The organism is Enterobacter sp. kpr-6, from assembly GCF_900116015.1.
Lineage (GTDB): Bacteria > Pseudomonadota > Gammaproteobacteria > Enterobacterales > Enterobacteriaceae > Enterobacter_D.
In genome coordinates, this window is the sequence record NZ_FOYH01000004.1 from 168,653 (window position 1) to 181,908 (window position 13,256).

Below are 13,256 nucleotides of genomic sequence, written 5' to 3' on the forward strand. Positions count from 1 at the left end.
ACAGCAAAAACATTTCTTTTTTTGCCTTAAGAAGTTGTTAAGTTTTGGCGCGCAGGATGACTCTTACACGACCAAAAGGAGAGCGAATATGAAAAAGTTAGCGATTATTGCCGCCATTGCAGCACTGTCTTCAGCCCCGGTTTTTGCCGCCCATCCTGGCGGGTTTAACGGCCCGAATGCGGCACATGCGCCAGCCCATCAGGGGCAGGGCGGATTTGCCGATAAAAATGCCGTGGTAACCACGGTGGCAAAAGCCAAAGAGATGAAGGATGACAGTTGGGTGAAACTGCGCGGGAATATTACCGAGCGCGTATCTGACGATCGCTACGTCTTTCGCGATGCCAGCGGCACGGTAAATGTGGAGATCGACGATAAGCACTGGAACGGTCAAACCTACACCCCGCAGGATCAGGTTGAAATCCAGGGTAAGGTCGACAAAGAGTGGAACGATTTTGAAATCGAAGTGAAACAGATCGCTAAAGTGACGCCGTAATTCCCCCCTGTTACCGCGCCGTCTGGCGCGGTGTGCTTCCCCGCTTTACGCCCTGTGACTCAGCGCGGTAGATAGGGTATTATCGGCCCTGGTTTACCGTCTGGTCATCACCGGCGCAAAGATTGAGGAATCACTATTAATGAGCGATATGGCAGAGCGCCTTGCGCTGCATGAGTTTACGGAAAACGCCTACTTAAACTATTCCATGTACGTCATCATGGACAGGGCATTGCCGTTCATCGGTGATGGCCTCAAGCCGGTTCAGCGTCGCATTGTTTACGCGATGTCGGAGCTTGGTCTTAACGCCAGCGCCAAATTTAAAAAATCAGCCCGTACTGTCGGTGACGTGCTGGGTAAATATCATCCCCACGGCGACAGCGCCTGCTACGAAGCGATGGTGCTGATGGCACAGCCGTTCTCCTACCGCTATCCGCTGGTGGACGGCCAGGGTAACTGGGGTGCGCCGGACGATCCCAAGTCATTTGCGGCGATGCGTTATACCGAATCCCGCCTCTCAAAATATGCCGATCTGCTGCTGGGTGAACTGGGGCAGGGCACGGTGGACTGGCAGCCTAACTTCGACGGCACCCTGCAGGAGCCGAAAATGCTGCCGGCGCGTCTGCCGAACATTCTGCTGAACGGCACTACCGGCATTGCGGTGGGTATGGCGACGGACATTCCGCCGCACAACCTGCGTGAAGTGGCGAACGCGGCGATTGCGCTTATCGACCAGCCGAAAACCACGCTGGACGATCTGCTGGATATTGTGCAGGGGCCGGATTACCCGACCGAAGCCGAAATCATCACCTCACGCGCTGAAATCCGCAAAATCTACCAGAGCGGTCGCGGTTCCGTGCGTATGCGCGCAGTGTGGAAAAAAGAAGACGGTGCCGTGGTGATCACAGCCCTTCCGCATCAGGTTTCCGGCGCGCGCGTGCTGGAGCAGATTGCCGCGCAGATGCGCAATAAAAAGCTGCCGATGGTTGACGATTTGCGTGATGAATCCGATCACGAAAACCCGACGCGTCTGGTGGTGGTCCCGCGTTCCAACCGCGTGGATATGGATCAGGTGATGAACCATCTGTTCGCTACCACCGATCTGGAAAAGAGCTACCGCGTTAACCTGAACATGATTGGCCTCGACGGGCGACCGGCGGTGAAAAACCTGCTGGAAATCCTCACCGAGTGGCTGGCGTTCCGCCGCGATACCGTGCGCCGCCGCCTCAATTATCGTCTGGAAAAAGTGCTCAAGCGCCTGCATATCCTCGAAGGTTTGCTGGTGGCGTTCCTCAACATTGATGAAGTGATTGAGATCATCCGCCGTGAGGATGAGCCGAAGCCGGTGCTGATGTCGCGTTTTGGCATCAGCGAAACCCAGGCCGAAGCGATCCTTGAGCTGAAGTTACGCCACCTCGCCAAACTCGAAGAGATGAAAATCCGCGGCGAGCAGGCTGACCTGGAAAAAGAGCGCGATCAGCTGCAGGGCATCCTCGCTTCCGAGCGCAAGATGAGCAACCTGCTTAAGAAAGAGCTACAGGCTGATGCGCAGGCGTTTGGCGACGATCGCCGCTCACCGCTGCACGAGCGTGAAGAAGCGAAAGCGATGAGCGAGCACGACATGCTGCCGTCTGAGCCGGTGACCATTGTGCTGTCGCAAAGTGGCTGGGTGCGCAGCGCCAAAGGCCACGACATCGACGCGCAGGGTCTGAGCTATAAAGCGGGCGATAGCTGGAAGGCGTCGGTTAAAGGCAAGAGCAACCAGCCGGTGGTGTTCATTGATACCACGGGCCGCAGCTACGCCATCGATCCTATCACGCTGCCGTCGGCGCGCGGGCAGGGCGAGCCGCTGACCGGCAAGCTGACGCTGCCGCCGGGCGCGAGCGTGGATCACATGATGATGAGCGCGGACGATCAAAAACTGCTGATGGCGTCCGACGCGGGCTACGGTTTTGTCTGCACCTTTAACGATCTGGTGGCGCGTAACCGTGCGGGCAAGGCACTGATCAGCCTGCCGGAAAACGCCAAGGTCATGCCGCCGCTGGAAATTGTCGATGACAGCGACATGCTGCTCGCCATCACCAGCGCCGGACGGATGCTCATGTTCCCGGTGAGCGATCTGCCGCAGTTGTCGAAAGGCAAAGGCAATAAGATCATCAACATTCCGTCGGCGGAAGCGGCAAAAGGCGAGGACAGCCTGGCGCATCTTTACCTGTTACCGCCGCAAAGCACGCTGACCATCCACGTCGGTAAACGCAAAATCAAACTGCGTCCGGAAGAGCTGCAAAAAGTGCACGGTGAACGCGGTCGTCGCGGCACGCTGATGCGCGGCTTACAGCGAATCGACAGGATTGAAATTGACTCACCGCGTCGGGCAAGCGTTGGCGACAGCGAAGAGTAACCCTTGCCCGGACATTGCCTGCTCGCAGGAGAATGTCCGGGTAAAATTTCCTGTAAAGCCGTTGTTAATTCACAAATTGCGATTAACAATACGCTTTTACCAGGGCCTGCGCGTAACAAAGTCCAACCACCCTTCATCGCTTTAGTATAATGGTCGGATGTCCGTACCTTAGAGGTAGCTATGCTTTTTCTTTTTCGCCTGATTATTGTGGTTATTTACAGCATTCTGGTCTGTATTTTTGGCTGTATTTACTGCCTGTTTAGTCCGCGTAATCCGAAACACGTCTCAACGTTTGGCCGCATGTTTGGTCGCATGGCACCGCTCATGGGGCTGAAAGTGGAAACCCGCGTGCCGGCCAATGCCGCGCAGTTTGGCAATGCCATCTACATTGCTAACCATCAGAACAATTACGACATGGTAACGGCCGCCAATATTGTGCTGCCTCCAACGGTGACCGTCGGCAAAAAGAGCCTGATGTGGATCCCCTTCTTTGGCCAGCTTTACTGGCTGACCGGCAACCTGCTGATTGACCGTGACAACCGTGCGAAAGCGCATGGCACCATTGCGCAGATCGTTAAGCACATTCAGAAGCGCAACATTTCTGTCTGGATGTTCCCGGAAGGCACACGCAGCCGTGGACGCGGCCTGTTGCCGTTTAAAACCGGCGCGTTCCATGCGGCGATTGCAGCGGGCGTGCCGATCATCCCGGTATGCGTGTCGAATACATCCAATAAAATCAATCTCAACCGCTGGGATAACGGTCATGTGATCGTCGAAATGCTGCAACCGGTTGATGTGAGCCAGTTTGGTAAAGATCAGGTTCGTGAGCTGGCGACGCACTGCCGGGCGATTATGGAAAATAAAATCGCTGAACTCGATCGGGAAGTTGCTGCACGTGAAGCGGCAGGGAAGCAGAAATAAGTCTTAGTGCCGGGGAGCATTTCCCACGCTATTAGCCAGTTTTAAAGGGAGCATATATGTCACTCAGTCGGCGTCAGTTTATTCAGGCATCCGGGGTTGCGCTTTGTGCGGGTGCGGTGCCGCTGAGGGCAAACGCTGCCGGGCAGCAACTCCCGCTGCCGATTCCACCGCTGCTTGAATCCCGTCGTGGTCAGCCGCTGTTTATGACGCTGCAACGCACCCACTGGTCGTTTGCCGCCGGGACGCGCGCCCAGACCTGGGGCATCAATGGCCGTTATATGGGGCCGACGATCCGCGTCTGGAACGGCGACGATGTGAAGATGATTTACAGCAATCGCCTGACCGAAAAGGTGGCGATGACCATCAGCGGTTTGCAGGTGCCAGGCCCGCTGATTGGTGGCCCGGCGCGCATGATGTCCCCCAATGCCGACTGGGCACCGGTGCTGCCGATCCGCCAGAGTGCGGCGACGCTGTGGTACCACGCCAACACGCCGAACCGCACCGCGCAGCAGGTTTATAACGGCCTGGCCGGGATGTGGCTGGTGGAAGATGAAGTCAGTAAATCGCTGCCGATCCCCAATCATTACGGGGTGGATGACATTCCGGTGATTATTCAGGACAAGCGGCTGGATAACTTTGGCACTCCGGAGTACAGCGAGCCAGGTAGCGGCGGTTTTGTTGGTGACACGCTGCTGGCAAACGGCGTGCAGGGGCCGTATGTGGAAGTTTCCCGTGGCTGGGTGCGTTTGCGTTTGCTCAATGCCTCTAACGCCCGCCGCTATCTGTTGCAGATGAGCGATGGACGCCCGCTGCACGTCATCGCAGGCGATCAGGGTTTTTTACCCGCCCCGGTATCGGTGAAGCAACTGGCGCTGGCCCCAGGCGAGCGTCGGGAGATTCTGGTTGATATGACCAACGGTGACGAGGTGTCGATCACCTGTGGCGAAGCGGCGGGCATCGTTGACCGCATTCGCGGCTTCTTTGAGCCTTCGAGCATTCTGGTCTCCACGCTGGTGCTCACCCTGCGCCCGACCGGTCTGTTGCCGCTGGTAACTGACAGCCTGCCGATGCGCCTGCTGCCCACTGACCTCATGACCGGTACGCCAATCCGCAGCCGTGACATCACGCTGGGCGACGATCCGGGCATCAACGGACAGCTCTGGGATATTTCACGTATTGATATCACCGCCCAGCAGGGAACGTGGGAGCGCTGGACTGTGCGCGCCGACCAGCCGCAGGCGTTTCATATCGAAGGGGTCAGCTTCCAGATCCGCAATGTGAATGGCGCGGTGCCGTTCCCGGAAGACCGGGGCATGAAAGATACGGTGTGGGTGGATGGGCAGGTCGAACTGCTGGTCTACTTTGGCCAGCCTTCGTGGCCGCACTTCCCGTTCCAGTTCGCCAGCCAGACGCTCGAGATGTCTGATCGGGGATCGATTGGGCAGCTGCTGGTGAATCCGGCACCGTGATTTTTCACCCTCACCCTAGCCCTCTCCCTGAGGGAGAGGGGACTGATCGAGCGCGGGCTTGCCCCTCTCCCTCAGGGAGAGGGGACAGATTGTGCACGGTCTCGCCTTTCTCCCTCTCCCTTAGGGAGAGGGCCGGGGTGAGGGTAAAAACCAGGGCTACTTTTTAAACAATCCCCCTTCATTTAATCCACCTTTACAGCGTATAATCCCCGCCCTTCAATTTCGTTAACCACCCGGAAACACAATGAGTTCAATTTCTCTGATCCAGCCGGATCGCGACCTCTTCTCATGGCCGCAATACTGGGCAGCCTGTTTCGGCCCCGCGCCGTTTTTGCCCATGTCACGCGAAGAGATGGATCAACTTGGCTGGGACAGCTGCGACATCATTCTGGTTACCGGGGATGCGTATGTCGATCACCCGAGCTTCGGTATGGCGATCTGTGGCCGGATGCTGGAGGCACAGGGCTTCCGCGTTGGGATCATCGCCCAGCCGGACTGGAACAGCAAAGATGACTTCATGCGTCTGGGCAAACCGAACCTGTTTTTCGGCGTCACCGCGGGCAACATGGACTCGATGATCAACCGCTACACCGCCGATCGTAAACTGCGTCACGACGACGCCTACACGCCAGATAACGTCGCGGGCAAACGCCCGGATCGCGCTTCGCTGGCGTACACCCAGCGCTGTAAAGAAGCGTGGAAAGATGTGCCGGTGATCCTCGGCGGCATCGAAGCCAGCCTGCGTCGCACCGCGCATTATGATTACTGGTCCGACACCGTGCGCCGTTCTGTGCTGATTGATGCCAAAGCCGACATGCTGATGTTCGGCAACGGCGAGCGTCCGCTGGTGGAAGTGGCGCATCGTCTGGCGGCGGGTGAGCCGATTAGCCAGATCCGCGATGTGCGTAATACCGCGATCATCGTTAAAGAAGCGCTGCCGGGCTGGAGCGGGGTGGATTCCACCCGCCTCGACACGCCGGGAAAAATCGATCCTATTCCCCATCCGTACGGTGACGATCTGCCGTGCGCGGATAACAAACCGGTACAGCCGCAGGAGCCTAAACGCGTGACGGTTCAGCCGCCGCGTCCGAAGCCTTGGGAAAAAACCTATATCCTGCTGCCGTCGTTTGAAAAAGTGAAAGGCGACAAAGTGCTGTACGCCCATGCGTCGCGCATTTTGCATCACGAAACGAACCCTGGCTGCGCGCGTGCGCTGCTGCAAAAGCACGGCGATCGCTACGTCTGGATCAACCCGCCTGCGATCCCGCTTTCCACCGAAGAGATGGACAGCGTGTTTGCGCTGCCGTATCAGCGTGTGCCGCACCCGGCGTACGGCAATGCGCGTATCCCGGCGTATGAAATGATCCGTTTCTCGATCAACATCATGCGCGGCTGCTTTGGTGGCTGTTCATTCTGTTCGATCACCGAGCACGAAGGGCGCATCATCCAGAGCCGTTCTGAAGATTCGATCATCAACGAAATTGAAGCCATTCGCGACACGGTGCCTGGCTTTACCGGGGTAATTTCCGATCTGGGCGGGCCGACCGCTAACATGTATATGCTGCGCTGCAAATCGCCGCGCGCCGAGCAGACCTGCCGCCGCCTGTCGTGCGTCTACCCGGATATCTGCCCGCACATGGACACCAACCATGAGCCGACCATTAACCTGTATCGCCGCGCCCGTGATCTGAAAGGCATCAAGAAAATCCTGATCGCGTCCGGCGTGCGTTACGACATCGCCGTGGAAGATCCGCGTTATATCAAAGAGCTGGCAACGCACCACGTGGGTGGCTATCTGAAGATTGCTCCGGAGCACACCGAAGAAGGCCCGCTGTCGAAGATGATGAAGCCGGGCATGGGCAGCTACGATCGCTTTAAAGAGCTGTTCGACACCTATTCGAAACAGGCCGGTAAAGAGCAGTATCTGATCCCGTACTTCATCTCTGCGCATCCTGGGACGCGGGATGAGGACATGGTGAACCTGGCGCTGTGGCTGAAACAGCGCCGTTTCCGCCTCGATCAGGTGCAGAACTTCTACCCGTCGCCGCTCGCCAACTCGACGACCATGTATTACACCGGCAAAAACCCGCTCGGCAAGATTGGCTACAAGAGTGAGGACGTGGTGGTGCCGCGCGGCGACAAACAGCGCCGTCTGCATAAAGCGCTGCTGCGCTACCACGATCCGAAGAACTGGCCGCTGATCCGTCAGGCGCTGGAAGAGATGGGGAAAAAGCATCTGATCGGCGGCCGCCGCGACTGCCTGGTGCCGTCCCCGACCATTGAAGAGATGCGCGAAGCGAAGCGCCAGAACCGTCATACCCGACCGGCGCTGACCAAACATACGCCAGTGGCGCACCAGCGCCAGACGCCTGCGGACAATAAAAAACGCGGGAAGGGTGCGGGGCGGTAAGGATTTGCCTGGTACACCCTCACCCCGGCCCTCTCCCTTAGGGAGAGGGGGAAGTCAGTGCTCGCTGTCCCTGAGGGAGAGGGGCAAGTCCGTGCTCGATCTGTCCCCTCTCCCTGTGGGAGAGGGTTAGGGTGAGGGGAAAGGGGGTAAAAACTCAGCCGCCGAACTGATCCGGGTCCGGCCCCAGGCGTTTGCCCTGGTCGAGTTTCGCAATTTCACTCAGTTCGTCTTTATCGAGACGGAAATCCCAGACGTTAAAGTTCTCTGCGATACGGGAGTCGGTCACTGATTTCGGGATCACCACCAGACCCTGATCCAGGTGCCAGCGGATCACAATCTGCGCCGGGGTCTTGCTGTATTTATCTGCCAGTTCGCGGATAATTTTCTGATCGAATACCCCATCGCCGCCCTGTGCCAGCGGGCTCCAGGACTCGGTCTGGATCTTGTGAGTGGCATTCCAGGCGTGAAGCTGACGCTGCTGCAATAGCGGGTGCAGTTCGATCTGGTTGATCACCGGCGCAACACCCGTTTCATCAATCAGGCGCTGCAAATGGTGGATCTGGAAATTACAGACGCCGATGCTTTTCACCAGCCCCTGCTTTTGCAAATCGATCATACCCTTCCAGGCTTCAACATAATGATCGATCGCCGGAACCGGCCAGTGCATCAGGTAGAGATCAACATGATCGAGTTGCAGCTTATCAAGGCTCTCCTGCAACGCTTCCTGCGGGCGCTTCTGATCGTCATTCCACAGTTTAGTGGTGATAAAGAGATCGTCACGCGCCACACCTGCGCTCTTCAGCGCTTTGCCGACACCTTCTTCGTTCTTGTACGCCGCGGCGGTATCAATGGAACGATAACCCACCTCCAGCGCCTTATGAATGGCGGAAATCACTTCCTCATTGCCCGCTTTCCACACACCGAGCCCCAGTTGCGGCATCAGGTTGCCGTCCTGAAGTTTGATTACGGTTGGATTTGCCATGCATTCCTCCTTTATAGAAGTTCACCAGGTACATGACCTGGTGAAGTTAAGTGACTTAAGTCTGGACGAAAAGCGCAAAAACGAAAGCCGCAGAAGAAAAAACCTTTAGCGTGCGGCTTCGTAGATACGACGGCTGACATCCAGAGTAATATCCTGATGTTCGCCTAAAGCAGTCATACCGTGTTCTTCCAGTTTTGCAATCAGGCCCGGGATTGAACTGCCATCCAGACCGTAACCGGAGAGGCGGGTCGGCACGCCCATCTGCTCGAAGAAATCACGGGTGGCGGCGATGGCAGCGTCAATACGCGCATCGTCAGATCCTTCGGTGATGTTCCACACGCGCTCGGCGTATTGCAGCAGTTTGCCGCGTTTGGCGTCGCGTTTTTCATTCCACAGCGCGGGCAGCACCACCGCCAGCGTCTGGGCGTGATCCAGACCGTGCATCGCGGTCAGTTCATGACCGAGCATATGCGTTGCCCAGTCCTGCGGGACGCCCGCACCAATCAGACCGTTCAGCGCCTGGGTTGCGGCCCACATTACGTTAGCGCGCACGTTGTAGTTCTCCGGCTCCTGCAACGCTTTCGGACCCTCTTCCACCAGCGTCAGCAGAATGCCTTCAGCGAAGCGATCCTGAATTTTTGCATCCACCGGATAAGTCACATACTGCTCAACGGTGTGAACAAACGCGTCCACCACGCCATTCGCCACCTGACGCGGCGGCAGGGTGTAGGTGTAAACCGGATCGAGGATAGCGAAGACCGGCTGCACGTGCGGGGAGTGGAACGCCTGCTTGTCACCGGTGGTTTTGCGGGAGATCACCGCGCCTTTGTTGGATTCTGAACCGGTGGCGGGCAGGGTCAGCACGGAGCCCATCGGGATCGCGCTTTTGATTTCACTGCCGGAGTTTTGCAGGATCTGCCACGGGTCGATGCCATCAGGATAATGCGCGGCGGCAGCGATAAATTTAGTGCCGTCCAGCACGGAACCGCCACCGACGGCCAGCAGGAAGGTGATGTTTTCGCTGCGGGCGATTGCCACGGCTTTCATCAGCGTTTCGTAAGACGGGTTCGGTTCGATGCCGCCGAACTCCAGCACGTCCATGCCGTTCAACGCGCTATAGACCTGATCCAGCACCCCGGTTTTTTTCACGCTGCCACCGCCGTAAGTGATCAACACGCGTGCGTCTGCCGGGATCTGATCGCGCAGATCGGCAATGGCGTTTTGACCAAACAGAATGCGGGTGGGGGTATGCAGATTAAAGTTATTCATTGCTCGTGCCCTTAATGTGGGAAAAAACTGCCTGATGGAAAGTATTGTGGGCGTCGGGGGTGTCGCTCTCAATGCACATTCCTGCCGATGTCTTGCCCATTTCTCCGTTGGGCTGGAGAAAAAGCACAGAAATGCGCACACTGTAGCGGTCAAAAACCGTAGCCGGAGTGGTGTTAAATGAACCGCGAAGAGATTTGCCTGCAACTGACGGAACAAATTAAGCGACTGAAAAGTAATGAGAACGCCCTGGCCTCGCTGCTGCCGGATATCCGTCTGCTGCATGGCACGCAGCCCGGTACGCGTACCCCGGTGATGTACCAGCCCGGCATCGTGATCCTCTTTTCCGGGCATAAAATCGGTTATATCAATGAGCGCGTGTTTCGCTACGATGCCAATGAATATCTGCTGCTGACCGTACCGCTGCCGTTTGAGTGTGAAACCTTCGCCACGCCGGAGATCCCGCTGGCGGGGATCCGCGTCAATGTGGATATCCTCCAGCTTCAGGAGTTGCTGATGGACATCGGTGAGGACGAGCATTTTCAGCCTGCGATGGCGGCCAGCGGTATTAACTCCGCGACGCTGTCCGATGAGATCCTCTGTGCGGTGGAGCGGTTGCTGGACGTGATGGAGCGCCCGCTCGACGCCAGGATTTTAGGCAAGCAGATCGTGCGCGAAATCCTCTATCACGTGCTGACCGGCCCGCGCGGCGGTGCGCTGCTGGCGCTGGTGAGCCGCCAGACCCATTTCAGCTTGATTAGCCGGGTGCTGAAGCGCATTGAAAGTCAGTACACCGAAAACCTGAGCGTCGATCAGCTTGCCGCTGAAGCGAACATGAGCGTGTCGGCGTTTCACCATAATTTCAAATCGGTGACCAGCACGTCGCCGCTGCAATACCTGAAGACCTACCGTTTGCACCGGGCGCGAATGCTGATGATCCACGACGGCATGAAGGCCAGCGCCGCAGCGATGCGGGTGGGGTACGAAAGTGCGTCGCAGTTTAGCCGCGAGTTTAAGCGCTATTTTGGCGTGACGCCGGGGGAGGATGCGGCGCGGATCAGGATGATGCAGGGGGTGTAGTGGGGGAGTCGCCCCTCACCCCGGCCCTCTCCCCAGGGAGAGGGAGAAAGGCAAGCCAGTGCTCGATCTGTCCCCTCAGCTCAGGGAGAGGGGGAAAGGCAAGCCAGTGCTCGATCTGTCCCCTCAGCTCAGGGAGAGGGGGAAAGGCAAGTCAGTGCTCGATCTGTCCCCTCTCCCTAAGGGAGAAGGTTAGGGTGAGGGTTACATCACCCGTTGCAATACTTCTTCTTAATCACCACCACGACCGTCCCCAGAAGCCCGGCGACCAGCAGGACAATCGGCAGGATCATCAGGCATGTCATCACCTGATCTTCATGACGCTTCACAAAGGGGATCATACTCAGCGCATAACCCAGGCTTGTCACCGCGCCGACCCACAGCAGGGCGCTTAACCAGTTGAAGAACTGGAAACGACGGTTAGATAACCCGGAAATGCCCGCCATGGTTGGCAGTAAGGTGCGCACAAACGCCAGGAAACGCCCGGCGAGCAGCGCCAGCAGACCATGTCTGTCGAACATGCAGGTCGCGCGCTGGTGATACTTCTCAGGCAACTGATCGAGCCAGCTTTTCACCACGCGCGTATTCCCGAGCCAGCGGCCCTGAATATAGCTCAGCCAGCAGCCGAGGCTTGCCGCCGTCGTGAGGATCGCCAGCGCCGGGATAAAATCCATCACCCCGCGGGCAATCAGTGCGCCGGTTAACAACAGTAGACTGTCACCGGGTAAAAACGAGGCCGGTAATAGCCCATTTTCTAAAAACAGCGTCGCAAACATCACCAGATAAACAACGCCGACGACCCGGGGATCGGCCAGCGCCGCAAAATCATGTTGCCAGAGCGCCGCGATAATATCTTGAATAACAGCCATGGACTTTCCTGTGGTACAGCTCTACAGCGTATAAGGGGCCATTATACGCCTGATTTGTTAATGGCACCTTGATCGTTCACGCAAGAAATGCAGACAATTCCGCTGGTACTGAGTAATTATTTACCAAAAAGCCCGGTTTACGCGATGCGCTCGAAGCCCGCGGCTAAATCGGCGATCAAATCGTCCGCGTTTTCCAGACCGATATGCACGCGGATTAACGTACCGGTGAAGTCGATTTCCGCCCCTGGACGCAGCGCCGCAATCTGTTCCGGCTGGTTCGCCAGAATCAGTGACTCAAAGCCGCCCCACGAATAGGCCATGCTGAACAGCGTGAAGTTATCCAGATATGCCGCCAGTTCGTCATTATCGAGCCGTTTGTTCAGCACAAAGGAAAACAGGCCGCTGCTGCCGGTAAAGTCACGCTTCCAGAATTCATGCCCTTTGCTGCCTGGCAGCGCCGGGTGATTGACCGTCGCGACCTGCGGATGTTGGGAGAGCCATTGTGCGATTTGCAGACTGCTTTCGTGATGCTGACGCAGACGTACGCCCAGCGTGCGCAGACCCCGGCTGGTCATGTAGGCGGTGTCGGCATCCAGCATTTGCCCCATCAGATAGGCATTTTCACGCAGTTGATCCCAGCAGCGGGCGTTGGAGACCGCAGTGCCGACCATCGCGTCCGAGTGACCAATCAGGTATTTCGTGCCCGCCTGGATGGAGATATCCACGCCAAAATCGAGCGCTTTAAACAGAATGCCCGCCGCCCAGGTATTGTCGATCATAATGATGGCGTCAGGAGCCACGCGGCGCACGGCGGCGACAATCGCCGGGACGTCATGCACTTCCATAGTGATGGAACCGGGGGACTCTAAAAACACCACTTTGGTATTGGGCTGAATATGATTGACGATATCCGCGCCGATGAGTGGATCGAACCAGCCCGTCGTGACGCCCAGTTTGGCGAGGATTTTCGTGCAGAAATCCTGACTGGGTTCGTAAGCGGTATTGGTCATTAAGACGTGATCGCCCTGTTCGACAAACGCCAGAATGGTATTGGCAACGGCAGCCGCACCGCAGGGGAAAAGCGCACAGCCCGCGCCGCCTTCCAGCTCGCACATTGCTTCCTGCAAAGAGAAATGCGTCAGAGTACCGCGACGACCATAAAACAGTTCGCCTTTCGCCCGTCCGCGTGTGGCCTGCTTTTTGGCTTCAACGGTGTCAAAAACCAACGACGACGCGCGCTGGATAACGCTGTTCACTGCGCCCTGAGTGTACTTTTTGCTGCGCCCGGCATTCACCAGCGCGGTTTCAATGTGCTTCGCTGTCATGTTCGCATACCTGCTTTTATACGTCTGGATGTCCAGACTACCATGA

At 57.3% G+C, this 13,256-nt stretch carries 10 protein-coding genes; 6 read left to right on the forward strand and 4 right to left on the reverse strand.

The genetic code is table 11. The annotated features are described in order from the left end of the window. The first annotated feature begins 88 nt into the window (after positions 1-88). The 5 genes from BM373_RS12450 to BM373_RS12470 all read left to right on the forward strand — a co-directional run bounded on the left by BM373_RS12450 (position 89) and on the right by BM373_RS12470 (position 7,691). Positions 89-493, forward strand: coding sequence for a YgiW/YdeI family stress tolerance OB fold protein (locus BM373_RS12450; protein ID WP_090461857.1), 405 nt, complete (start codon positions 89-91; stop codon positions 491-493). Between the two features lie 139 nt (positions 494-632). Further along, positions 633-2,891, forward strand: a complete 2,259-nt coding sequence (parC, locus tag BM373_RS12455) for a DNA topoisomerase IV subunit A (protein WP_090461859.1) — start codon at positions 633-635, stop codon at positions 2,889-2,891. Between the two features lie 180 nt (positions 2,892-3,071). Continuing rightward, positions 3,072-3,812, forward strand: coding sequence for a 1-acylglycerol-3-phosphate O-acyltransferase (gene plsC, locus BM373_RS12460; RefSeq protein ID WP_090461861.1), 741 nt, complete (start codon positions 3,072-3,074; stop codon positions 3,810-3,812). A 56-nt stretch (positions 3,813-3,868) separates the two neighbouring features. Beyond that, on the forward strand, positions 3,869-5,281 hold the full coding sequence (gene ftsP, locus BM373_RS12465; protein ID WP_090461862.1) for a cell division protein FtsP: 1,413 nt from the start codon (positions 3,869-3,871) through the stop codon (positions 5,279-5,281). A 244-nt stretch (positions 5,282-5,525) separates the two neighbouring features. Next, positions 5,526-7,691 carry a YgiQ family radical SAM protein gene (locus BM373_RS12470; RefSeq protein ID WP_090461864.1) on the forward strand — a complete coding sequence of 722 codons (2,166 nt, stop codon included), beginning with the start codon at positions 5,526-5,528 and terminating at the stop codon, positions 7,689-7,691. 154 nt (positions 7,692-7,845) lie between these two features. Here BM373_RS12470 and dkgA read toward each other — a convergent pair whose 3' ends face one another. Both dkgA and yqhD read right to left on the reverse strand, forming a co-directional pair. Continuing rightward, a complete protein-coding gene (gene dkgA, locus BM373_RS12475) occupies positions 7,846-8,673 on the reverse strand; it encodes a 2,5-didehydrogluconate reductase DkgA (protein WP_090461865.1) in 828 nt (275 codons plus the stop codon). 105 nt (positions 8,674-8,778) lie between these two features. Continuing rightward, a complete protein-coding gene (yqhD, locus tag BM373_RS12480) occupies positions 8,779-9,942 on the reverse strand; it encodes an alcohol dehydrogenase (protein WP_090461867.1) in 1,164 nt (387 codons plus the stop codon). A gap of 177 nt (positions 9,943-10,119) precedes the next feature. Between yqhD and BM373_RS12490 the strand changes: the two genes are divergently transcribed. Beyond that, on the forward strand, positions 10,120-11,019 hold the full coding sequence (locus tag BM373_RS12490; protein WP_090461870.1) for an AraC family transcriptional regulator: 900 nt from the start codon (positions 10,120-10,122) through the stop codon (positions 11,017-11,019). 206 nt (positions 11,020-11,225) lie between these two features. Here the strand turns inward: BM373_RS12490 and yghB are convergent, their stop codons facing one another. Together yghB and metC are read right to left on the reverse strand one after the other, a co-directional pair. Then, positions 11,226-11,885 carry a DedA family general envelope maintenance protein YghB gene (yghB, locus tag BM373_RS12495; RefSeq protein WP_090461872.1) on the reverse strand — a complete coding sequence of 220 codons (660 nt, stop codon included), beginning with the start codon at positions 11,883-11,885 and terminating at the stop codon, positions 11,226-11,228. Positions 11,886-12,022: 137 nt separating this feature from the next. Next, the gene (gene metC / locus BM373_RS12500; RefSeq protein WP_090461874.1) at positions 12,023-13,210 is read right to left on the reverse strand and encodes a cystathionine beta-lyase; all 1,188 of its coding nucleotides are present in this window, start codon (positions 13,208-13,210) and stop codon (positions 12,023-12,025) included. Between the last annotated feature and the right edge of the window lie 46 nt (positions 13,211-13,256).

Coding starts and splice junctions, on each gene's coding strand:
- yghB (WP_090461872.1), bottom strand. CDS start 11,885: ATGGCTGTTATTCAAGATATTATCGCGGCGCTCTGGCAACATGATTTT.
- BM373_RS12490 (WP_090461870.1), top strand. CDS start 10,120: ATGAACCGCGAAGAGATTTGCCTGCAACTGACGGAACAAATTAAGCGA.
- ftsP (WP_090461862.1), top strand. CDS start 3,869: ATGTCACTCAGTCGGCGTCAGTTTATTCAGGCATCCGGGGTTGCGCTT.
- BM373_RS12470 (WP_090461864.1), top strand. CDS start 5,526: ATGAGTTCAATTTCTCTGATCCAGCCGGATCGCGACCTCTTCTCATGG.
- BM373_RS12450 (WP_090461857.1), top strand. CDS start 89: ATGAAAAAGTTAGCGATTATTGCCGCCATTGCAGCACTGTCTTCAGCC.
- dkgA (WP_090461865.1), bottom strand. CDS start 8,673: ATGGCAAATCCAACCGTAATCAAACTTCAGGACGGCAACCTGATGCCG.
- metC (WP_090461874.1), bottom strand. CDS start 13,210: ATGACAGCGAAGCACATTGAAACCGCGCTGGTGAATGCCGGGCGCAGC.
- plsC (WP_090461861.1), top strand. CDS start 3,072: ATGCTTTTTCTTTTTCGCCTGATTATTGTGGTTATTTACAGCATTCTG.
- yqhD (WP_090461867.1), bottom strand. CDS start 9,942: ATGAATAACTTTAATCTGCATACCCCCACCCGCATTCTGTTTGGTCAA.
- parC (WP_090461859.1), top strand. CDS start 633: ATGAGCGATATGGCAGAGCGCCTTGCGCTGCATGAGTTTACGGAAAAC.